The 21,196-nt window shown below is 42.9% G+C and carries 22 protein-coding genes; 15 read left to right on the top strand and 7 right to left on the bottom strand.

The window, feature by feature from the left end; all coding sequences use genetic code 11:
* Positions 1-57: 57 nt before the first annotated feature.
* The 3 genes from OKW21_RS19220 to OKW21_RS19210 all read right to left on the bottom strand — a co-directional run bounded on the left by OKW21_RS19220 (position 58) and on the right by OKW21_RS19210 (position 5,389).
* The gene (locus OKW21_RS19220) at positions 58-3,531 is read right to left on the bottom strand and encodes a SusC/RagA family TonB-linked outer membrane protein (protein WP_277482217.1); all 3,474 of its coding nucleotides are present in this window, start codon (positions 3,529-3,531) and stop codon (positions 58-60) included.
* Positions 3,532-3,679: 148 nt separating this feature from the next.
* Complete coding sequence (locus tag OKW21_RS19215; protein ID WP_277482215.1) at positions 3,680-4,705, bottom strand: FecR family protein; 1,026 nt, start codon at positions 4,703-4,705, stop codon at positions 3,680-3,682.
* A gap of 87 nt (positions 4,706-4,792) precedes the next feature.
* Positions 4,793-5,389 carry an RNA polymerase sigma-70 factor gene (locus OKW21_RS19210; protein ID WP_277482213.1) on the bottom strand — a complete coding sequence of 199 codons (597 nt, stop codon included), beginning with the start codon at positions 5,387-5,389 and terminating at the stop codon, positions 4,793-4,795.
* A gap of 620 nt (positions 5,390-6,009) precedes the next feature.
* Here OKW21_RS19210 and OKW21_RS19205 point away from each other — a divergent pair.
* A complete protein-coding gene (locus OKW21_RS19205) occupies positions 6,010-6,840 on the top strand; it encodes a hypothetical protein (protein ID WP_277482211.1) in 831 nt (276 codons plus the stop codon).
* Between the two features lie 103 nt (positions 6,841-6,943).
* Here the strand turns inward: OKW21_RS19205 and OKW21_RS19200 are convergent, their stop codons facing one another.
* Positions 6,944-7,201 (bottom strand): hypothetical protein, encoded by a 258-nt coding sequence (locus OKW21_RS19200; protein ID WP_277482209.1) that lies wholly within the window; start codon positions 7,199-7,201, stop codon positions 6,944-6,946.
* A gap of 14 nt (positions 7,202-7,215) precedes the next feature.
* Entirely contained in the window at positions 7,216-8,376 is a 1,161-nt protein-coding gene (locus OKW21_RS19195) for an MFS transporter (RefSeq protein ID WP_277482208.1), read from the bottom strand.
* Between the two features lie 314 nt (positions 8,377-8,690).
* Here OKW21_RS19195 and OKW21_RS19190 point away from each other — a divergent pair, with 314 nt between their 5' ends.
* Positions 8,691-9,713 carry a GntR family transcriptional regulator gene (locus OKW21_RS19190; protein ID WP_277482206.1) on the top strand — a complete coding sequence of 341 codons (1,023 nt, stop codon included), beginning with the start codon at positions 8,691-8,693 and terminating at the stop codon, positions 9,711-9,713.
* Positions 9,714-9,718: 5 nt separating this feature from the next.
* On the opposite strand, the gene OKW21_RS19185 is transcribed toward OKW21_RS19190, so the two are convergent.
* Complete coding sequence (locus tag OKW21_RS19185; protein ID WP_277482205.1) at positions 9,719-11,287, bottom strand: BCCT family transporter; 1,569 nt, start codon at positions 11,285-11,287, stop codon at positions 9,719-9,721.
* A gap of 69 nt (positions 11,288-11,356) precedes the next feature.
* Between OKW21_RS19185 and OKW21_RS19180 the strand changes: the two genes are divergently transcribed.
* From OKW21_RS19180 to OKW21_RS19165, 4 genes are all read left to right on the top strand, one after another.
* Positions 11,357-12,499 carry a sensor histidine kinase gene (locus tag OKW21_RS19180; protein WP_277482204.1) on the top strand — a complete coding sequence of 381 codons (1,143 nt, stop codon included), beginning with the start codon at positions 11,357-11,359 and terminating at the stop codon, positions 12,497-12,499.
* A gap of 73 nt (positions 12,500-12,572) precedes the next feature.
* Complete coding sequence (locus tag OKW21_RS19175; protein ID WP_277482203.1) at positions 12,573-13,385, top strand: LytR/AlgR family response regulator transcription factor; 813 nt, start codon at positions 12,573-12,575, stop codon at positions 13,383-13,385.
* A 42-nt stretch (positions 13,386-13,427) separates the two neighbouring features.
* Positions 13,428-14,228: a M15 family metallopeptidase gene (locus tag OKW21_RS19170; RefSeq protein WP_277487743.1), complete on the top strand. Its 801-nt coding sequence runs from the start codon at positions 13,428-13,430 to the stop codon at positions 14,226-14,228.
* 107 nt (positions 14,229-14,335) lie between these two features.
* Positions 14,336-15,097 carry a coiled-coil domain-containing protein gene (locus OKW21_RS19165; RefSeq protein ID WP_277482202.1) on the top strand — a complete coding sequence of 254 codons (762 nt, stop codon included), beginning with the start codon at positions 14,336-14,338 and terminating at the stop codon, positions 15,095-15,097.
* 62 nt (positions 15,098-15,159) lie between these two features.
* Here OKW21_RS19165 and OKW21_RS19160 read toward each other — a convergent pair whose 3' ends face one another.
* The gene (locus OKW21_RS19160; RefSeq protein ID WP_277482200.1) at positions 15,160-16,146 is read right to left on the bottom strand and encodes a GlxA family transcriptional regulator; all 987 of its coding nucleotides are present in this window, start codon (positions 16,144-16,146) and stop codon (positions 15,160-15,162) included.
* 131 nt (positions 16,147-16,277) lie between these two features.
* On the opposite strand from OKW21_RS19160, the gene OKW21_RS19155 reads away from it, so the two are divergent.
* The 9 genes from OKW21_RS19155 (at position 16,278) to OKW21_RS19115 (ending at position 21,169) form a co-directional block, all read left to right on the top strand.
* Positions 16,278-16,529, top strand: a complete 252-nt coding sequence (locus OKW21_RS19155; protein WP_277482198.1) for a hypothetical protein — start codon at positions 16,278-16,280, stop codon at positions 16,527-16,529.
* Between the two features lie 190 nt (positions 16,530-16,719).
* A complete protein-coding gene (locus tag OKW21_RS19150) occupies positions 16,720-17,109 on the top strand; it encodes a VOC family protein (protein WP_277482197.1) in 390 nt (129 codons plus the stop codon).
* Positions 17,110-17,134: 25 nt separating this feature from the next.
* Positions 17,135-18,070, top strand: coding sequence for a VOC family protein (locus OKW21_RS19145; RefSeq protein ID WP_277482196.1), 936 nt, complete (start codon positions 17,135-17,137; stop codon positions 18,068-18,070).
* A gap of 26 nt (positions 18,071-18,096) precedes the next feature.
* Positions 18,097-18,675, top strand: a complete 579-nt coding sequence (locus OKW21_RS19140) for a dihydrofolate reductase family protein (RefSeq protein ID WP_277482195.1) — start codon at positions 18,097-18,099, stop codon at positions 18,673-18,675.
* The gene (locus OKW21_RS19135; protein ID WP_277482194.1) at positions 18,672-19,040 is read left to right on the top strand and encodes a nuclear transport factor 2 family protein; all 369 of its coding nucleotides are present in this window, start codon (positions 18,672-18,674) and stop codon (positions 19,038-19,040) included. Before OKW21_RS19140 ends, OKW21_RS19135 begins: the two co-directional genes overlap by 4 nt.
* 68 nt (positions 19,041-19,108) lie before the next feature.
* Complete coding sequence (locus tag OKW21_RS19130; protein WP_277482193.1) at positions 19,109-19,537, top strand: VOC family protein; 429 nt, start codon at positions 19,109-19,111, stop codon at positions 19,535-19,537.
* A 104-nt stretch (positions 19,538-19,641) separates the two neighbouring features.
* Positions 19,642-20,208 carry a dihydrofolate reductase family protein gene (locus OKW21_RS19125; protein ID WP_277482191.1) on the top strand — a complete coding sequence of 189 codons (567 nt, stop codon included), beginning with the start codon at positions 19,642-19,644 and terminating at the stop codon, positions 20,206-20,208.
* Between the two features lie 9 nt (positions 20,209-20,217).
* Complete coding sequence (locus OKW21_RS19120) at positions 20,218-20,601, top strand: DoxX family protein (protein WP_277482190.1); 384 nt, start codon at positions 20,218-20,220, stop codon at positions 20,599-20,601.
* A 55-nt stretch (positions 20,602-20,656) separates the two neighbouring features.
* Complete coding sequence (locus OKW21_RS19115) at positions 20,657-21,169, top strand: AAA family ATPase (RefSeq protein ID WP_277482189.1); 513 nt, start codon at positions 20,657-20,659, stop codon at positions 21,167-21,169.
* Positions 21,170-21,196 lie beyond the last annotated feature (27 nt).

The raw sequence follows: 21,196 nt of genomic DNA, 5'->3' as shown, positions 1-21,196 counted from the left end.
GTGCATCTTATCAATATATTATTTGTTAAGTATTTCATGGCATAAACTCTTTTTAAATTAGAAATTGACATTAACCCCTAAGCTGAAGTTGGTTGGATTAGGATATTGGTACTTGTCAATATTTTGAATATTGTCGCGTGCTTTATCCAGTGAACTACCTTCAGGATCATACCCTTCCATCTCAATTGCGGTTAACAGGAAGAAGTTTTCCATCGCAAAGTAAACCCGCAAGCTGTTTATGCCTATTAAGTTAGAAAATGTATAGCCCAGGGAGGCCGACTGTCCTCTGATAAAAGCTGCATTGTAAATTGAGTGCGTATCAGTGAAAGAGTCGTAGCGAGCTCCTGCATTTCCAGCTCTAACTTGCGCAACCATCGTGTTCTCCTGATGGTCAGGACGCCATGCATTCAACACTCTGTTTACCATACCCGATACAAACTGGCGGTCTTCAGCGGACTCATGAACGATAACCTTATCCACTCCACCTACAAATTGTATGGTAATGTTCGCATCAAAATTTCTATAGCTGAAGGTATTGATGAAACCGCCATAAAATTTGGGGTAAGAATGACCGATTACATCCCCATCAGAAATCAATTCTATCTTTCCGTCCTGGTTTACATCTTCAAACTTCAGATCGCCGGGTACCCTGCCATAGCGGGCAGCCAATGCGGCTTCCTGGGTACTGTAAACTCCCATACGATTGAGCCCGAAGAAAGATCCTATGGGTTCTCCGATTCTATATACAGAGGTACCATTACCTGCGCCGGTATCCACGTATACGTCTGCGCCGGTGGGACCAAGTTTCTTGATCTCATTTCTGTTGGCAGATACTGTTAAGCGGGTATCCCAGGAGAAGTTATCATTTATAACATTGGTAGTGGCCAATTCTACTTCTACTCCAGTGTTTTCTACAGCTCCATAATTTACGAAAGCACTTCCGGGTGCGGTTGATTCAGGTAGAGGGAGGTTGAACAACATATCGTCAGTTAGTTTATGATAATAGTCAGCGACGATATTAACCCGGTTGTTAAACAGGCCCAGATCAATTCCTACATCCCACTGTGTAGTTGTTTCCCATTTTAGGTCCGGGTTACCGGTAGAGCCAGGATAGAAGCCTGCCTGCCTGCCATCACCAAACATTACGTTGGTGGTGTTGATATACCTTTGGGTTACAAAACTACCAATCTCCTGGTTACCGGTTCTACCGGCGCTGGCCCGTATTTTAAGATTTGAGACCAGGTTATTACCTGCCATGAAGTCTTCATTGGAAATTCTCCAGCCCACGCCAACTGATGGAAAGAAAGCGTATTTATTGTTCGGACCGAACTTTGAGGATCCGTCCATACGGCCGGTTGCCGTAAACATATATTTGTCATTATATGCATAATTGACCCTTGCAAAGTAGGAGTTTAGAGCACTTCGCTGATTTTCAGAATAAGCTGCTGGTGTATTTGTGCCGGCATTAAGGTTATTATAACTGTAGAAGTTTGATGGGAAATTGGATGCTCTCGCTTCTACCCAATCTCTGACAGTTTCTGACCATGAAAGTCCGATCATACCGGAAAACGAGTGATTTCCCACCAATTTGTCATAGTTGAAGTAGTTTTCGTTCTGCCAATACAGCCATCTCTGATTACTACCCCTGGCGTCTGAAGTCCGGTTACCCTGGAAATCTCCGTTAAACCACCGGCTGTCTTCACTACGGTTATCTACTGAAAGGTTGGTCTTAAAACTTAAATTAGGGGTAATCTGAGCGTTAAATACTATACCTCCCGTAAACTGGGTGTTTAGATAGTATCCGTCTCTCTGATTCATTGTATACACTATATTTCTCCAGTTCTCACCTACTGGGAAGTCTCTGCCCTCACTCCATTTGCCCGCATATATACCATACACATCAGGGTCATTAGGATACCTGGTCGGCAGAATAGGCCAGGTCTCAGAGACAGTTCTGAGTTGGTCATCTCCTCGCGCACTTTTGGCCCGGGAATACAATATGTTGGTACTTACCCCCAGCCAATCGTTTAACTCAATATCAGTGGAGAATCTGGCATTTATACGTTTGTAGTAAGATTCTAACAAAAGGCCATCCTGATTCGTATGTCCCAGACCGATTGAATACTTGGCATTTTCTGACCCTCCGCTTACATCAACATAATGATCATGTGAGAGAGAGTTTTCGAAAGCAATATCCTCCCAGTTTGAATAAAACCTTGGTTTATAATAGTTTCCATCATTCCCAACCAGGTCCATAAAGTATTCCCCTTGTTGAACCTGTTCGAATAAATGTGGCATTTCGGACCAAGATAATCCTGTACCAGAGTCCCCTCTGAAATCCTTTGATCTGTCCAGTGTACCATACTTAGGGGTGTTGGTGAACGCCTGCTCATATAAATAAAAAAACTGGTCAGCAGTAACTGTGTAATTATGTCTCTGCATCGTTCCCAGGGTCATTGAGCCATTATAATTGACGCTTACTTTACCGACCTCGCCGCGCTTGGTAGTGATAATGATTACACCATTTGCACCACGAGTACCATAAATAGCGGTAGCGGAGGCATCTTTCAGGATATCCATGGTCAGAATATCCTGGGGGTTAATATTTCTTAAGGCATTATTCACCCCTACTATTCCATCTACTACAAAGAGCGGATCGCTGTTTGAGTTAATGGAGTTAGTACCCCGGATGCGAATCTGCGGGTTGGAGCCGGGGTATCCAGCTCCCTGCTTAATTACCTGTACCCCTGATACTTTATTCTGTAGAGCTTGTCCGATGTTCACTACGGGTCTGTCTACAAGTTCTTTAGGCGTTACACTGGAAACAGAACCTGTAACATCACTTCTCCTCATGGTTCCATAACCAACCACAACAACTTCAGACAGGGACTGTACATCTTCTTCCATAGAGATATCGACCACACTTCTGCCGTTGAGGGGGATTTCCTGGCTGGTAAATCCAATGGATGAAAACACTAAAATGTCATCATCATTTGGCACGTTGATGCTATATTTCCCTTCTGCGTCTGTAACTGTACCGATCATGGTTCCTTTTACAAGCACGTTTACTCCGGGCAAGCTTGAACCATCTGAAGAAGAAGTAACTGTACCACTGACTACGATTTGTGGTATTGCTCCCATTACTTCTTCTACTACCTGACCAACTGCTTTACTGTCACTGATATGGATATTGTTACCCATGCGTTTAAAGGCCAGTTGGGTTTGCTGAGAAATACTTCTTAATACATCGCCTAAGGATTTTATAGTACCATCCAGTGATATATCGTGCTTCTTCCTGAGCACATTTTCATTATAGACAAAACTGAAGTCAGTTTCTTTTTCAATGGAGGAAATTGCTTCTCCCAGACTGACCTTATCGAGTCTGATTTCAATGAAAATCTCTTCAATACTTTTCTTTTGTTCCGAGTCGTTACTGCCAAGAAGCTTGGTGTTAAAGCAAAACAGAGTCAGAACTCCAAGCAGCAGGAACCTACCCATAGTGGTTGATTGTAGTAATAGTTTAGGTTTCATTAAAGTGATAGTTATTGGTTGCTTTGTATTAGTACTGATGTAAAAAGGACAGAGCTACTACCGGAGCATTTACATCATATGGCAGTCAGTAGATCTCCTGGAGACTACTGTAAGTTTGTTTGTCGGTAAATTTTCATTGGCAAGCGGTTTATTTAATGATGATGGTTTTATGGTTAATTTCATATTCAAAATCCAGAACAAAGCTCATACCCTCCAGCACACTTTCCAGAGATCTATTGGTATATGAGCCGCTAAAGCCGTTTTCAATACCTTTTCGTTGAACATCTATTTCTACGCCATACCAGCGCTCCAGGGTGGTGACTACCTCCGGAAAGCTTGCGTTTTTAAAGAAGAGAGTTCCGTCTTTCCAGGATATTACGCTTTGAAATTCAAAATTCTTCTTGGCAAATGCAGTGTCACGGTGAGTGTAGACTACCTGCTCACCGGGGATCAGATGTACGGTTTGGGTCTGTGCAGTATCTTTTTTTTCCACCTTTACTTTCCCTGATACTACCGATACAGCTATGTCATCCTCATCGGAAAAAGCTTTAATGTTAAATGAAGTGCCCAGCACGGTAGTAGTAACGCTAGCAGTGTGGATCTGGAAGGGATGAACAGTATCTCTGGCGACATAAAAAAAAGCTTCTCCTTCCAGAAACACCTCTCTTACTGCACTCTTTTTGTACTGAATAGTACTCTCAGCATTGAGTTGAATGACAGTTTTATCATCCAGCGTGATGGTAAGCTTTTCTCCTCTCGCAGTCTGTTTTATAGTAAACGCTTCCTCATCTACTGTTTGTTTAACCAGTGGGTTTTGGGGAGGCTGAGCTAGCTTATATACAGATTGATACCACCACCCTATTGTGAGCAGCAGTAAGGCAAAAACCGCAGCATATTTCCAGCTTCTCCAAAAATTTTTTGAATTTGCTTCTCCTTTCTTGGTATTGGTTTTAGTAGTGCTGCGATTAGAATTAATTTGTTTCTCAATGGATGAAAATAAAGCTTTCTTACCCCATTGGTCATGGGAGCTGCTTTTTTCTTCTTTCCAGTAAGCTTCAATTTTTTCCGAGAGTTCCGCGTCTGCCTCTCCTGACAGATACCAGGCCAAAACTTTTCGCTGCTCATCAGGTGAGCATTCATTTCTAAAAAACCTTGCTAAAAGTTCCGGGGCCATGCGAATGAAGCGGTTTTTGCTGGTGTATACTATGTATACAATCCAACAACTTCATTTACTCTATCCGAACTAAAATTTTTTACTTTTCTATAAGCCAATCCAGACCGTGAGGAAAACAAAGCTTCTTTCCAGAATTTTATTTTTCTTCAGAAACTGACGTATTGCTAACTCAGCCTGGTATATATTATTCTCCACCGTTCTTTTGGATAAGTTAAGCTGGCTGGCTATCTCTTCATTTTTCATCCCTTCTTTTCTACTTAGTAGAAAAATCTGTTTGTGACGAGAAGGTAGAGAGTTAATAAACCGAAGGGTACAATTTTCAAGTTCGGAAAAGCTAAGGTAATCTTCAGTAGTGCTGGCGGAAGTAGGTTGGTATTTTAGATAAGTTTGCATGCCCGCAAGTTCGACAGCTTTTCGCTTATGTAGGTTAAGGATATTATTTTTGGTAATAGTAAGGAGGAATGCGTTGAGAGACAGATGTTCTTTCAGGCTTTCTCTTTTTTCCCAGAGCTTCAGAAATACAGCTTGTACCATTTCTTTAGCCTCATCTTCGCTAAGGTGAAAGCGTAAAGAGACGTAGAAGATCTTGTCTGCGTAATGATCATACACAGCCCTGAAAGCTCCTCTATTTTCTTTCTTGATTTCTGAAATCCATTGTGCATCCCGCTCCATCGCAGATAACAAAAATTTGTTTAAGACTGATATTGTGCCGGATAAAAATATATTGCGAAAAAACTCAGGCGAAGGGTCATACCAAACTGGCCGCAACCGATTGGTTGTACCCTGATTTTTTCTGGTATTGTACTCAAATTAATATTTTGCTGTAGTTGAAACCTGGGCTGATACCAATAGGTCTTTCTAGCATATTTTATTTTGAGCATGTAGAAATTGACAGATCAAGCACTACTTGTTACACTCAGCCTTAATACTGATCATAAGCTTGGTCTTGATAGTACCTTTCTCTAACAGTTATATGATAGTTAGTGCTTTTTTTATGAATATGCTAAAAATATAGATTTATTTCTAAATAGTTTTAAGATTTAATAATTACATAATATGCTAATCTGATCGTTGTTCTTGCTTGATTACAGATAAAAAACCCCGCTTATTACCCTGGTATTTAAGGGTTTACACAAACAATATTCTACTGATCAATTAAACTGTATACCATGCACTCAAGCGTTAAATTTTAAATTTTCAGTATTTAACTTAAGTTAACATTTTCAAAATAATAGCCAGGAACTGGTTACAAGCTTTGTACGACTCTTTACCAACAAATAAATGTTAACCTTAAACTATTTGTGATGAGAAAGAGTATCAAATCAACCTTAAGCGCAGCTCTTTTGCCGGCTATCTTTTTGAGCTTTATTGTCAGCTGTTCTGAAGACAGCAAAGAGCTGGTTCCTGATACGGCTCCTGATATTCAGCAGGAAGAAGTAAGCCGTTTGGCTACCGCCCCTGATATTACTGAGGCTCCCGCCTCGGGTGAAGTACGTGAAGAGATTGCTAACCTTAGATTTCCTGAAAGCAAGAAAAAATCAACGAATGCAAAGGCTACTGCGGCAGGAGTGACTGATTATGTAGATTTCAATGACCAGATGGCACTTACTATTATTCCTGACAATGCTCAGAATACATTTACCTTTTGGCCTTTTTACATTCATAAGGTGGGTAATGCATGGATACATGTAAAAGAAAATAATGGCGCTGGCTATAATCCGGCATTTACCAGCAACTATAACCATTATCATCTGAGTTATCAGAATTTCAACCCCTGTATCACCGGTAGTGGAGAGTTTGGTAAGCCCTCGGGAAACTCCTGTTTGAATATCAACCCAATTTTGGAGCCTCGTAAGCTAGACACCCATCATGGTTCACAGTGGATTAAAATCTATGCCTATGATTACAGTAGCTCCCAGAGAACTTTTGATCTGTTGGGTATCAAAGTAACCAATGGACCAATTCAGTTGTGGTTTAAGAAGAAAGGAGGAGGCTGGTGGAAATGGTCAAGCCTGGGTACGGGTACATGGAATCTTTCTGCCTACTCAACCGAAATCACGCAAGTTCTGATTGGAGGTACCAGCAGCAGTAGTTTTGGTTTTGACAATGTTAAAGTTAAAGTACCTTACAACTGATTAAGCTGAGATCTGCCAGATTTAATAATCTGGCAGATCTTCAGTTTTGCATATTCCAGGGTTTAATGATTCTGTTTTTGGACATTGTAAGCGTGAGCGATTCTTAAGGCTTAAAAAATCGGTCCTTATGTTTGACAACCCAACTTACAAGAAAAAACAGGATCAGGGCGCTACTCACCATGGCAATTATCAACAAGCTGACATAAGCATTGCCCAGGCCAAAAGTTAATTCTACCTGTTCCATCTCTGCTGCCAGCGAACGAAACCCAAATGCAAGAATAAACATCCAGGGTAAGGAAGCAATTATCAACACACTCACGACTGTAACCGTCAATATCAGGAGGTTTTTGAGTTCTTCCATAGTGATAAAGTAAATTACTGTATCTTTTTTACGCTACTGCTAATCAGTACAATGCTGATGCCCAAGAGAGAGACCAGGGCAAAAGCCCAGCGCAGGTCTGTAATTTCGGAAATATAACCAATTACCGGAGGGCCAAAGAGAAAACCCAGAAATCCTACTGAAGAGACCGCGGTGATGGCTGAGCCAGGAGACATGGTGGTGGTTTTTCCGGTTTCGCCGTACAACAATGGTACGATGGTAGAGACACCCAGTCCCACCAGCATAAACCCTAAAGTCGCACTGACAATATTGGGGAAAGCAACCGAAATTAATAGGCCAATAGTGACCAATAGTCCGTTTAGCTGAATCATCCTGAAAGTACCGAATTTTCCCGCCAGGCGGTCACCAATAAAACGGGCGGCAGCCATGCTGCACATAAAGGCGACATAGCCTACTGCGATGTAGGCTTCAGGTACTTCTACTACCTTTTTGAAGTAGATGCCGCTCCAGTCAAACATCGTACCTTCGCAGATCATGCCGCAGAAAGCGATCATGCCTAATACCAGGAGCTGGCGGTCGGGCATTACAAAAACCTTTTGCTGTTTCTGCTCAGTATTTTCATCAGCCAGGGTATGACGGTACGCAAATACCAATAGTATGCATACCAACCCTCCGATGATACAAAAATGTATAAAGGGACTAAGGCCCAGGGAGATAAACAGGGCTCCGAGCGCTGCTCCTGCAAAGCCTGCCAGGCTCCATAGCCCGTGGAAAGATGCCATAATGGAGCGCTTATACAAGGCTTCAACAGCTACAGCCTGGGTGTTTACTGCTACATTGATCAGATTTCCTGACAGACCAAAGAAAAACAGGATGCTCATCAGTACCCAACTTTCGTTAGCCAGTCCGATGAATGGAAGGGTGAAGATGTGAAAAAGAGTGGCGGCGAGCATTGTGCGCTGGCTACCCAGGCGAGCTACTGCCCAGGCTGAGAGAGGCAAGCCGGTGAGCAACCCAAAAGGAAGTGCGAAAAGCACACTACCCCAAGCTCCGTCGCTAAGTTGCAGATGCCCCTGAATGTTGGGTATGCGGCTGGCCCAGGTAGAAAAGATGATTCCGAGGATGATAAAAAAAGCACCGACGGCCATTCTGGACACGTTTACGGAAGGAGGTTTTTTAGCTACATTTGATGACATACATCAGTAAGGTTCAGCTTTAGAAGGCACAAAGAAAAAATATTTTTAGCACTAATCTATACAATGCGGAAGCTATTTATAGCATAAAAAAAAGTCCCTTAATGCGCCTGAGAGAGCAATTGTCACATTTTTTTGTTTATGTTTAAAATTCAAAATTTTGATAATCTCAAAATGCGCAAAGAGAGATTAAAAAAAGAATTGTATATTTAATTTTGTGGAAAAAGCTGCTGTTAATTTGTCATTTTTGCAATAGAATGGATGGTAGCATGTCTTGAGCAAGATTAATCTCTTTAGTGTTTTATAACAACCTATTTATGGCTACAATTAACTTTACCCAGATTCAGGAGGATTCACATACCCCAAAGTATGAGCAGGTGATGAACCTGATCAAATCGGATATTGAAAATGGGATTTTTAAGCGGGGTGAACGTATCCCTTCCATCAATGAAACCAGTGAAGACTTTTTGATTTCACGAGACACCGTAGAAAAAGCCTATACCAGGCTGAGGGAGCAGGGTATCATCAAATCTGTACCGGGCAAAGGTTATTATGTAAACTGTGATCATCCCGTAGATAAGATCCGCGTGCTCCTGATCATCAATAAGATCAGTGCCCATAAGAAAAAAATTGTACAGGCATTTGTAGAAACGCTGGGCGAACAGGCAAGTGTAGAGACCTGTGTGCATAATTACAGCACCGAAATGCTAAAAAGGTTGTTAGACGAAAGCCAGGGTAACTATCACTATTACGCTATCATCCCATGCTTCAAAGATTTTTCTGAAAAGACTGTAGAAGTAATTTCCTCGGTGCCAAAAGAGAAGCTACTGCTGATTGATAAGGACGTAAAAACCTTGAAAGGAAATTACAAAGCAGTTTGCGAAAACTTTGAAAAAGATATTTATGATGTGCTGGCTTCTGCGATGGATCGCTTAAGTAACTACCAGAGAATTAACTTCATCTTTCCGGACGGTAATCAGTATGTACCCGATATCATGACGGGCTTCAAAAAGTTTTGTACCGATTACCATTATGAATATTGTATTACCAATGTGTTTGATGCAGATTTGGTAAAGCCACGTAGTCTGTACATCGTAATTGAGGAAGATGAACTGGTCAATATCATCAAGTACTGTAAACAAAACCAGTTGGAGATAGGCAAAGATGTGGGGATCATTTCCTATAATGATACGCCGATCAAAGAGGTGCTGCACGATGGAATCGCCGTGATCTCTACCGACTTCCAGAAAATGGGAGAAAATGCTGCCAGACTGCTTCTGGATAAACGGACCGAGAAGCTGAGCAATCCCTTTTACATGATCAGGAGACCTTCATTATAAAGCTTTCACTTTCTTTTTTCCGTTAATTTTTTCTTGATTTCCCGGGCTTTGGGAACATTAGGGAGTTTATGGTCATTGCTTAATGCCTTATAAAGCCCCGCTCCACTCATCAGCAGCAGAATCGTCATGGGTAGGCCGGAGGTCAGTGAGGCAGACCGTAAACCATCAAGCCCACCCGAAAGAAGAAGTGTGGCAGCCACTGCCCCTTCCGATACTGCCCAGAATACTTTTTGCCCCACTGGCGGGTTAGGGTGACCTCCTGAAGTGACCATGTCATCTACAAATGAACCGGAATCTGAAGAGGTAATAAAAAAGATAGTAATGAGTAGGGTAGCAAATATCAGGCTGATGGTGGAGAATGGCAGCTCCTGCAATAACCTATGCAACGCAATGGAGGGAGTGCCCTCAATTTCATTGAAAAGAGATACTCCTTCCTCAATCTCGTAAAAAAGAGCTGTTCCCCCAAAAACTGAAAGCCATATAAAAGTGGCCAGTGTGGGCACAAATAATACGCCCATAATAAACTCTCTAACTGTACGTCCTTTAGAAATACGGGCTACAAATATGCCTACAAAAGGTGACCAGGAAATCCACCATGCCCAATAAAATAAGGTCCAGTCAGCCTGCCAGGTATTTTCACTGTTCATATTGACCCAGAAGCTACTGAAAGGTAACTGCTGCAAATAAGTTCCTATGCCGGTTACCAGAGTATTGAGCAGATAAACGGATGGACCTGCAACGAAAACGAACACCAGCAGAAGAAAAGCCAGCAGGACATTGAACCGGCTGAGGCGACTGATCCCTTTGTCCAAACCCAGCACAACAGAAATAGTGGCAACAAGTGTTATCGTAGCAATAATGATGACTTGTACTCCTGTAGACTGATTCAGTTGGCTAAGTATGCTAAGGCCTGAATTGATCTGCATGGCACCTAAACCCAAAGAAGTAGCCACGCCAAAGAGCGTCCCTACTGTGGCAAGTATGTCAATGAAATGTCCTAGCCAACCAAAGATTTTATCACCAAAGAGTGGGTAGAAAAGTGAGCGGGGTGCCAATGGCAGCCCTATGCGAAAGTGATAGTATGCAATGCCCAACCCAAAAAGGGCATAGATTGCCCAGGGGTGCAGCCCCCAGTGAAAAAAGGTAAACTGAAATGCTTCTCTCAGGGCAGCATAAGACTCTCCTTCACCCAGGGGAGGCTTATGATAGTGGTTCAAAGGTTCAGCCACACTCCAGAATACCAGGCCGGTGCCCATGCCCGCGCTGAAAAGCATGGTAAACCAGGTAAAATAGTTGAAGTCAGGACGAGCGCCATCCCCTCCCAGACGGATATGACTGAGCGGACCGATCATTAAGTAAATGACAAAGAGTAGTATGGCGCTAGCGCTTAGGACATAAAACCATCCAAAATCATTGATGATAAAAGTCTGAATCTGACCAAAGAGATCAGAGACATGCTTGGGGAAAAGACTACCAGCCAGTACGAAAATCAGCACTGTAGCCGCTGCACCTCCAAATACGACAGGTTGCATGCGAGAAGTAAATTTTTTCAGGAAGGTATTCAAACTGCTCATATCAGACTATCCTTTTCAGCATCAATTTGTTTAAATCACTGCCCTGATTTTCTATATTGCTAACATCCTATGCATTCCATTGAGCGTGTTTTACAGATCAAAAGGCTGCTGACCTATAATTTTCTGGCCTGGTGTCTGCTGGGGATTCTGGCAGGTGTAAAGCAGTACAGCCATGCCATTAGCTTTGGGCTAAACTTTGAGTGGGAAAGCATGATACGCTACCCCTTCTCAACGTATCTTAGTTATTGGGCGCTCAGCTATCTTGTCATAGACTTTTTTTTATATTCTAAACGGTGGAGGAGAGCCTCCTTTATCATCTTCCATGTTTTGATGAGTGTACTTTTTGGAGTTTTACACAAAGGCCTGACTTACATCAGTGGTCTGCTACTGGAACGTCTCTTTCTTCCTCAGGAAAGTCTGAACTGGAGAGAATTGCTCATACTTTGGGGAGATACCTGGTTTGACATTACGAATGGAGCAGGCGTGTACTGGCTGGTCCTTTTTGCACTGACAGCGCTGGATTACCGGCACCGCTATCAGGAGCAGGCATTGCAGGCTTTGGGGCTTAAGACTCAGCTCAGTGATGCCCAGCTCAACAGTATGCGTATGCAGTTACAGCCCCATTTTCTTTTCAATGCACTTAATGCCATTGTTATGATGGTAAGGCGTAACGATCAGGCCAAAGCCATCAGCATGATTATTGGTTTGAGTGAGATGCTGCGCAATAACCTCAGCCAGAAAAGAAAACAGTTCATCAGCCTGGAAGAAGAACTAAGCTTAATTCAGCATTATCTGAATGTTGAGCAGGTCCGTTTTCAGGACCGTCTGCAGCTAGAAATGCATATAGAAGAGCGCACAAAGCAAGCGCAGGTGCCTAATATGGTGTTGCAGCCTATCGTGGAAAATGCTTTTAAGCATGGAATTGCACATTCTTTAGGCCTTGCAAAACTTCGTATCAGCAGCTATTATGAAAATAACTATCTGATACTGGAAGTTTACAACAGCACAGATGTAGCTCCTCACGACTGGGTGATGGCCAAAAGCAAGGGTATAGGCTTGCGCAATACCATTGACAGACTGCGGCAGCTCTATCAGGGCAAGGCGCACCTTCAGTTTACCGCCCAGGAAGATAGTGTGCTGGTCAGGCTAAGCTTGCCGATCAACAATACAGATGACAGGCTGAACGTAAAAAAGAAGATAGTAAGCGAGTAAATATTACTGAAATGAAGAATTCAACTTTAATACACAATCCCTCTCAGTTCTTTACTACTAACCTAAAAAAACAGTGAGCAAGCTCAAATGTATTATTGTAGATGATGAACCGGAAGCCCGGGAAGGCGTGCAGCATCTGCTTGAGAAAGATAAAGAGGTAGAAGTGCTGGCACGCTGTGCTAATGGCCTGGAAGCTTTGGAAGTTTTACAGGATCAAAAAGCCGATTTGCTATTGCTGGATATACAAATGCCCCGTATCAACGGTTTTGAAGTTCTCAACAGCCTCCCCCCCGAATACCGTCCCGAAGTGATATTTATCACCGCCTATGACGAATATACGCTAAAGGCTTTTGAAGTGCATGCCATAGACTATCTGCTTAAGCCATTTACGGATGAGAGGTTCTTCAAAGCACTTGATTTTGCCAAAGCCCGCATCAGGCAACAGCAGTTGCAGGAGAAACAGCAGCGTCTGAATGATCTATTGCAGAACCAGCAGCGGCAGGCTGCCGAAGGTAGAGAAGGAAGCCTCCTCTCCTCAGGCTCAGGAAAACCTACGGGTAGACTGGCGGTGAAAACAGAAGGGCGGGTGCATCTGTTGCCCTATCATCAGATAATGTGGATTGAGGCGTATGATTATTATATAAAGGTGCATACCAAGGCGCGTTATTTCCTGCTGCGCGACAGCATGAAAAATATGGAGAAGAATTTGCCGGGAGATCAGTTCGTTAGAATTCATAAATCCAGTATTGTCAACCTAAGTCACGTGCAGCAGATCAATACCGGAGGAATGAGTGAGCTGGAACTACAACTGAATACCGGGCTTGTATTAAAGGTCAGTAGAAATTACAAAGACCGAATTAAGCGTTTACTGAATAATGACGAATGAATTATGAATAAAATGAGCATAATTAGCTGTATAGTTTTGCTAATGTTAAGTACGGCCTGCCAGTCGCCAAAGCAGGAAAAGAAAGCAGGGGCTACTGAAAAAGTAAACCAAAAGACACAGAGCTTGTCCCAAAATGTAAGTCAGCCAGAAGGTGACAGGGGGATAGAGATTGAGCTAAGTACAGAAGCACTGTTGGGCAAAATCCAACCCGCGCAGGACAGTAGCTTTACCCAAATAGCTTCTCAGTATACCAGTAAAAATGAAATTTACCTCAGAAAAGAGGCTTATGAGGATTTTGTGCGTATGGCAGAAGCAGCCGGGGAAGAGGGTGTAAAGCTTCATATTATCTCAGCCACACGAAACTTCGCCGCCCAGAAAAGCATCTGGGAAGCCAAGTGGAATGGTCAGCGAAAAGTAGATGGAATGGACCTGAGCCAGGCTGTAACTGATCCGAAGGAAAGGGCTTTAAAGATACTGGAGTACAGTTCCATGCCCGGCACATCTCGCCATCACTGGGGCACTGATATTGACCTGAACGCATTGAATAATGCTTACTTCGCTTCAGGTGAGGGTAAAAAAGTGTACGACTGGTTATTGGCTTATGCCCATGAGTATGGCTTCTGCCAGGTGTATACCGAAAAAGGCAGCGAGAGGCCACACGGCTACAATGAAGAAAAATGGCACTGGAGCTATATGCCGCTTGCCAGCCAGTTTCTGAAGCAGTACAATGAAAAAATCGGCTATGCAGCGCTAGGTGGTTTTGACGGAGGTAGTACAGCAGAAGAGATTGAAGCCATTCGCAAGTACGTCAATGGCATAGCCCCTCGCTGTCTGAACTGGTAAGATCAAACGGGCTTTAATAAATTAATATCTTTAAATGAAATAATTTTTTCTTTGAATAGTGACTTTAGGCTCAAGCATCGTCTAATTATCATATTATCAAATAAAAAATGATCAGACAAAATAGGCTGGCACTCGTAGGTGTCATGTTGTTAATAAGTACCCTTTTTGGTTGTGGTGCAAAACAGGAAAAAGAACAGTTACAAGCGCAGCTTGACAGCTTACAGTTAGAGTTGATCCACAGCCAGCAGGCTGCACGCATGCTGGAAGAAGTAGGCGTACTAATGGATTCTATCGATGCTGCCCGTCAGTATATGGCTATCAACCTGGAGACCGGTCCTACCGATAGCTACATCCAGCGGATGGAAAGCATACAGGGGTATATTCTGGAGACACAGGAAAGAATTGCTGAGCTCGAGAAAAGTCTGCAAACTTCTCAGTCCGTAAGCCAGACTTATGCAGCTAACATCAAAAAGCTGAAAAAAGAAATCACTGCTAAAAACGAGGAAGTTACTGCGCTACAGGTTCAGGTAGAAGGGCTGGAAGCAGACAATGCTTCTCTGGTGATGACAGTAGCTGTCAGGGAGGAAGAAATTGTGCGGAAAACTGAGGAAATCATGGCGCAGAATGAAGAACTGGCCAATGCTGAGGCTCACATCAAAGCGATGATCCTGCAACAGCAAATTTCCCAGGCTGATGCTTACTTCGCCAGAGGAGAGGCTGTAGAAGAAGTAGCCAAACGTACGCAGTTGGCGCGCAAAAAGAAACAGGCATCTTATCAGGAAGCACTATTGCTCTACGAAAAAGCCTATGCGCTGGGCAGGACCGACGCCAAGCGCAAGGTTGAAACCCTGAAAGAAAAGATTAGATAAGGTTAAGTTCTAAAGTGTTAAAAAGCGGGAGAATTATCTTCCGCTTTTTTTTGCCCTAAAGTTTAGCTTGCAGACACGGCTGCTTCACGATTGTACTTATTGCGGTACTGAGCCGGAGACAAACCGGTGATTTTTTTGAAAACAGCACGAAAAGCTTTGTTATCGGTATAGCCTACTTTGTACATCACTTCATTCACATTCTCACGGGAAGACTCCAGGCTCATTTTTGCGGCTTCTACCTTCACCCTTTGGATATATTCAGTAACTGTATTGCTGGTAGCTTTCTTAAATCTGCGCTCCAGATTTCTTCTGCCCATGGCAAACATAGAAGCGAGTGTATCCAGACTAATCTTTTCCTGAAAGTTTTGCTCAATAAACTCTTGCGCCTGCCTGACCTCTTCATCTTCATGTGTTTTCTGTCCCTGGAAAATAATAAAGGGTGACTGACTGGTACGATCAATGTCAATCATAAAGGCTTTGGAAATGAAAACAGCAACTTCTCGCCCTGCATATTTTTCTATCAGGTAGAGTAATAAATTCAGGTAAGAATAAGCGCCGCCGCTGGTATAAATCCCTTCCTGTTCCGTCATGATCTTATCATCTACCACCTGTGCTTCCGGATACATTTGCCTGAACTCATGGATAAACTTCCAGTGGGTAGTACACTGTTTGCCTTTGAGCAAACCGCTAGCAGCCAGGAAAAATGAACCTATGCAAAAGCTGGCTACTTCTGCACCATTTTCATATTGCTGTATCACCCACGGCATAAAACTCTGATTATGGGACAGCACCTTCTCCTGATCTCCATGTATGGCAGGAATGATGATAAGATCCGTTTTGGGCACATTCTCTATACCCACATCAGGCTTAACACTAAAAAGGCCATGTTTTTCTTCTGTTTTCACCAAACCTACGAGGTGAACTTCAAATACTGGCTCTCTGCCCATCTCTTTGAGCAGGCCATTTACCTCCGATAATATCTGGTAAGTGCCCTCAATATTAACTACGCTAATATGTCCACGGGGAACAAGAATAGATACATGTTTCATGTCAAAAAGCTGGTTAGTATTAATGTCGTGATTCACCCCACAAACTGTCGCAATCGCACCCTCTAAAATTCGGAAATAGACTGTAGGTTTGCAATATACTTAAAATAAGTTTTTATTCTTAAAATAAGGTCGTGAAAGAATATGCGCTCATTGAGGAAGTGACGCTAATCGCGCTTACTGTCCGGTATTTTCCTGAAGGAATAGGCGAAGCTTTTAACACATGGATGCACATGCTGCCCGACAGTCAGGATAAAGTTTTTTTCGGAGTATCTTACCCTGATCAGGAGGGAAGCTTGATCTATAAGGCTGCGGTATCTCAGGCTTTTGATGGGGAAAGTGAGCAGTACGCTTATGAGAATTATGTGCTCTCAAAAGGAAAGTAGCTGACTGAAAATGTAAAAAAACTGGAGAGGGCAGGAAGAAAAAATCAGCCTGGCATTCAGGAAGTTGGGAGGCTCTCGGCCAGCTACCATAGCACCTGGTATAGAGTGGTATCTGGGAGAGGATGTGATGCGCATGCCCAAACTGGAGGCCTGGCCATAAATAGCATTTTTATATAAAACTAATAAACGCATGTTGAAACACAGTAAAGCATTCAGCGGATTTTCGGTAGATGATTTGGCAAAAGCAAAAGCCTTCTATGGCGAAGTGCTGGGTCTGGAAGTAGCAGATAATCCTATGGGAATACTGGAAATTCATATAGCCGGAAGCAGCAATATTCTGGTGTATCCTAAACCCAATCATGAACCAGCCACCTTCACCATTCTCAATTTTCCGGTAGATGATATTGATGAAGCGGTAGATAGTCTAAGCGCAAAAGGAGTGTCATTTGAACAGTATGGAGGTGAGATCAAAACGGATGAAAAGGGAGTGTTCCGTGGCGCTGCACAGGCGAAGGGGCCCAATATCGCATGGTTCAGAGATCCTGCCGGAAATATTCTTTCCCTTATTGAAGAAAATTAATGTCAAACATATAAAAGCCAGACTTATGACAGATGTAAAAACAATGCAGACACAAAAGATCACTACCAACCTATGGTTTGATCATCAGGCAGAAGAAGCCGTGAAGTTTTACACTTCTATTTTCAAAAATTCTGAAACTTTGGAGTTGACGCGCTTTGGAAAAGAAGGACACGAAATTCATGGGAAAGCCGAAGGAACAGTGATGACTATATCTTTTCAGCTAGAGGGGCAGGAATTTGTGGCACTCAACGGAGGTCCTCAGTTCAAATTTACCCCTTCGGTTTCCTTCTTTATCTACTGTGAGTCCAGAGCAGAAGTGGACAGCCTGTGGAGAGAACTCTCTGATGAAGGCTTTGTCATGATGCCTTTGCAACAATACCCTTTCAGCGAATACTACGGTTGGGTGCAGGATAAGTACGGTGTCTCCTGGCAGCTCATACTGGCAGATCAGGCTGAGATTAAGCAGAAGATAGTACCCTGCCTACTGTTTGTGGGGGATCAGGCAGGCAAAGTGGAAGAAGCTATGCAGTTTTACACCTCGGTATTTGAGCAGGCAGAAATTAAAGAGATTTCACGCTACGAAAAAGGACAAGACCCCAATATGGAAGGTGCAATTAATTATGCTGCCTTTAGGCTGAATGGACAGGAGTTTAAGGCGATGGATAGCTATCTGGAACATGGATTCACCTTCAACGAAGCTACCTCATTTATCATCCACTGCAAAGATCAGGAAGAGGTGGATTATTACTGGAATACGCTTGCTGAAGGAGGAGATGAAAAGGCGCAGGCCTGCGGTTGGCTTAAAGACAAATACGGCCTCTCCTGGCAGGTAGTGCCCACTATATTACATGAATTGCTCAGTGCCCCTGATTCCAGCAAATCTCAAAATGTTACCCGAGCACTGCTGCAAATGAAAAAGCTGGATGTCGCTGCTTTAAAACAGGCCTATGAGCAGGCATAATCCTCCTAGTCAGACATCTAAGAAAAATGAGAAAAATAATATTACAGGAATTTACAACTATTGATGGATTCGCTGCAGGCCCAAAAGGGGAACTGGATTTTATGGATGCATTTAGTACCAATCGTGCAGTAGATCAGGACCTTCTGTACTTCATGGACACTATTGATACCATACTTCTTGGTAGGCTCACTTATGAGTTATTTGCAGAATTTTGGCCCACAGCCACTACTGACACCGAGATAATTGCGGATAGACTGAACGGTATGCCCAAACTAGTCTTTTCCAAAACCCTTGAAGCTGCTCCCTGGGGAGAGTGGAAAGAGGCTAAAGTAATGAGAGCCGATGCGGCTGATGAATTGCGCAACCTTAAGCAGCAGCCCGGAAAAGATATGGTTTTGTGGGGCAGCCTAAAGCTGGCGCAATCCCTCATGAAAGAAAGGCTTATAGATGAGTATCAGCTTAGAGTCTGCCCGCTTGCCATAGGAAAGGGTAAGCATTTGTTTCCTCCAGATTTCAGACTTTCTCATCTGAGACTGATGAATACGAAAGTGTATGAGCAGGGCATAGTTTTAATGAATTATGAAATAAACAACAATCAATCATGACCAATAATCAGGAGTTTTTTTACCGCTTTAATGAAGCTTTCTCAAGATCCGACTCCGGCTACATCATCGCACAGGTAACCGACGATATTATCTGGAATATGGTAGGGGAAAGTATCATTCGCGGAAAAGAAGAATTTACCAAATCAATCAAAGCTATGGAAAGTGAGAGTACTCACGAATTTAAAATTAATCATATGATCACCCACGGAAAAACAGCCGCCGTAGATGGCATCATGAAAGTGACGGACAAATCCGGTAAAGTAAAAATCTATGCCTTCTGCGACATCTATCTCTTAAGCAGTCACAAAGATGGGAAGATCAAGGAGATGACTTCTTATGTGGTTGAAACAGATAATGCTGAGTAAAACCAGGCAAAGCCTTCAAAATCTTTCGTCAATACTTAATTATTCATTCATCATTAATCATTAAACACATGCCAATCCTTAATCCATACCTGAACTTTAACGGAAATACTGAAGAAGCATTTAACTTTTACAAGTCTGTTTTTGGCGGAGAGTTCGCTGCTCTGCATCGCTTTAATGAAATACCCGAAAGCGATAAAATGCCGGCCCCTGATCAGGAAAAGATCATGCATATCGCCTTGCCCATTGGAAAAGAAAACATACTAATGGCTACCGATACCCTTGAGTCAATGGGGCATAAGCTGAATGTAGGTGATAATATCTCTTTATCTCTACAAGTAGAAAGTGAAGCGGAAGCAGATCAACTTTTTGAGAAGCTTTCTGCTGGTGGAAAAGTAAGTATGCCCATGGAGCATGCATCCTGGGGAGACTATTTCGGTATGTGTACCGATCAATTCGGCATACAGTGGATGATCAGTTATGCCTATAAGCAGCAGTAAGAGAAAAAATCAGAAAACAACAATAACGATTGAATCTGTAGAACGGCTATGGGTCGTTCTACAATTCACTGCTTCAATGCTGATACAAGTAAACAATCAATAGTATGCGAAAACTAAAACTACAGATGCAAATTTCCCTGGATGGCTTTGTGGCCGGGCCCAATGGTGAAATGGACTGGATAGCGTGGAACTGGGATGCTGCCCTAAATGAATATGTAGATAAAATCACTGCCTCAGTAGACTGCATCCTGCTGGGACGTAAACTGGCCGAAGGCTTCATTCCAAGCTGGGAATCTCGGCTGGCTGATGCGGAAAGCGCGGATGATGCTGCCCGAAAGTTTGTGCACACACCAAAAATTGTCTTTTCTAAAACAGTCCAAAAGATGGAAGGCAAAAACACGCAAGTAGAGCATGGTGATCTTGTTTCTGTAGTGAAGCATCTCAAAAATCAGGAGGGGCAGGATATCATCGCCTATGGTGGCAGTAGTTTTGTGTCTTCCCTGATCCGGGAAGACCTGATAGATGAGTACCATCTCTTTATCAATCCCACAGCGATTGGCAAGGGTATGAGCATTTTTGGAAGCCTGGAACAAAAAAGAAATTTGCAAAGCTCTCATGTACGAGCTTTTGAATGCGGTATTGTAGCGCTTTGCTATTCACCAATACGATAAAAAAAACTCATGAAAATAACTGTAAAAATCATTCGTATACTGATGGGGCTTATCTTTCTGTTTTCTTCCATCGTTGTTCTTTTTAATCTGGTGCCTCAGCCAGACCTGGCAGGAGAGGTAAAGCTTTTTAATGAGGGCATGGAGGTTTCTGTATACATGATTCCCATGATTAAAATCATTGAACTGATTTGTGCCATTGCCTTTATCACAGGTTTTTTTGTCCCTTTGGCAACGGTAGTGATCTTTCCTGTTGTAGTAAATATTTTTCTTTATCATAGCTTTCTGGCTCCCGAAGGTTTGGCAGTAGCTATCTTTCTTTTGCTGGGGAACATCTTACTGGCCTATTATTATCGTCAACATTACATACCCATGCTGCTTTCTAAACCCTTATAGTAACCTGCTTTTGTAAACGATTAGTATACCTTTGTGCTTTTATAAGCATTAAGTCATGGAAGTACTGATCATCACCGGAGCCTGTGGAGTAGGGAAGTCTACCATTGCCCGGGCTTGGGCCAAACGCAAAAATGGCGCTATCATAGATTGTGATTACCTGACGGAGTGGATTTACAAGGCAGATTTTCCCCGCTGGACAGCAGAAGAAGAAAAGTTCGTAGCCGAAATCGCACTGCTATTAGGACAGCAATATTTGAAGTATGACATGCCGCTGGCTATTGAAAATGTATGGAGTCCTGGGGGTATACAAATACTGGAGGAAGGTTTTCAGAAATTAGCGCAGGTCAGGACCATCAAAGTAGTGTGGCTTCGCTGCGCTCTGGAAGAAAATCAGCGAAGGGACCAGTTGCGCAAAGTTGAAAACCGCATGAATGAGAGAGTGGCCATTGTCAATCAGGAGCTCCAGGCTTATGTATGGCCGGACTATGTACACTGCCTAAATTCAGATCAGTTAAGTGTTTCTCAAACCTTAGATGTGATAGAGGGGCTTCCAGCTATCAAGATTTAACTGGTAAAGAAAGAACCCCTTTCCTCT

The sequence above is a fragment of the Catalinimonas alkaloidigena genome (assembly GCF_029504655.1).
Taxonomy (GTDB): domain Bacteria; phylum Bacteroidota; class Bacteroidia; order Cytophagales; family Cyclobacteriaceae; genus Catalinimonas; species Catalinimonas alkaloidigena.
This window is presented reverse-complemented; position numbering and strand designations above follow the sequence as displayed.

Bases quoted from the DNA above. Each gene is read 5' to 3' on its own strand.
- OKW21_RS19220 (WP_277482217.1), bottom strand. From the start codon at position 3,531: ATGAAACCTAAACTATTACTACAATCAACCACTATGGGTAGGTTCCTG.
- OKW21_RS19215 (WP_277482215.1), bottom strand. From the start codon at position 4,705: ATGGCCCCGGAACTTTTAGCAAGGTTTTTTAGAAATGAATGCTCACCT.
- OKW21_RS19205 (WP_277482211.1), top strand. From the start codon at position 6,010: ATGAGAAAGAGTATCAAATCAACCTTAAGCGCAGCTCTTTTGCCGGCT.
- OKW21_RS19200 (WP_277482209.1), bottom strand. From the start codon at position 7,201: ATGGAAGAACTCAAAAACCTCCTGATATTGACGGTTACAGTCGTGAGT.
- OKW21_RS19195 (WP_277482208.1), bottom strand. From the start codon at position 8,376: ATGTCATCAAATGTAGCTAAAAAACCTCCTTCCGTAAACGTGTCCAGA.
- OKW21_RS19190 (WP_277482206.1), top strand. From the start codon at position 8,691: ATGGCTACAATTAACTTTACCCAGATTCAGGAGGATTCACATACCCCA.
- OKW21_RS19185 (WP_277482205.1), bottom strand. From the start codon at position 11,287: ATGAGCAGTTTGAATACCTTCCTGAAAAAATTTACTTCTCGCATGCAA.
- OKW21_RS19180 (WP_277482204.1), top strand. From the start codon at position 11,357: ATGCATTCCATTGAGCGTGTTTTACAGATCAAAAGGCTGCTGACCTAT.
- OKW21_RS19170 (WP_277487743.1), top strand. From the start codon at position 13,428: ATGTTAAGTACGGCCTGCCAGTCGCCAAAGCAGGAAAAGAAAGCAGGG.
- OKW21_RS19165 (WP_277482202.1), top strand. From the start codon at position 14,336: ATGATCAGACAAAATAGGCTGGCACTCGTAGGTGTCATGTTGTTAATA.
- OKW21_RS19160 (WP_277482200.1), bottom strand. From the start codon at position 16,146: ATGAAACATGTATCTATTCTTGTTCCCCGTGGACATATTAGCGTAGTT.
- OKW21_RS19150 (WP_277482197.1), top strand. From the start codon at position 16,720: ATGTTGAAACACAGTAAAGCATTCAGCGGATTTTCGGTAGATGATTTG.
- OKW21_RS19145 (WP_277482196.1), top strand. From the start codon at position 17,135: ATGACAGATGTAAAAACAATGCAGACACAAAAGATCACTACCAACCTA.
- OKW21_RS19140 (WP_277482195.1), top strand. From the start codon at position 18,097: ATGAGAAAAATAATATTACAGGAATTTACAACTATTGATGGATTCGCT.
- OKW21_RS19135 (WP_277482194.1), top strand. From the start codon at position 18,672: ATGACCAATAATCAGGAGTTTTTTTACCGCTTTAATGAAGCTTTCTCA.
- OKW21_RS19130 (WP_277482193.1), top strand. From the start codon at position 19,109: ATGCCAATCCTTAATCCATACCTGAACTTTAACGGAAATACTGAAGAA.
- OKW21_RS19125 (WP_277482191.1), top strand. From the start codon at position 19,642: ATGCGAAAACTAAAACTACAGATGCAAATTTCCCTGGATGGCTTTGTG.
- OKW21_RS19120 (WP_277482190.1), top strand. From the start codon at position 20,218: ATGAAAATAACTGTAAAAATCATTCGTATACTGATGGGGCTTATCTTT.
- OKW21_RS19115 (WP_277482189.1), top strand. From the start codon at position 20,657: ATGGAAGTACTGATCATCACCGGAGCCTGTGGAGTAGGGAAGTCTACC.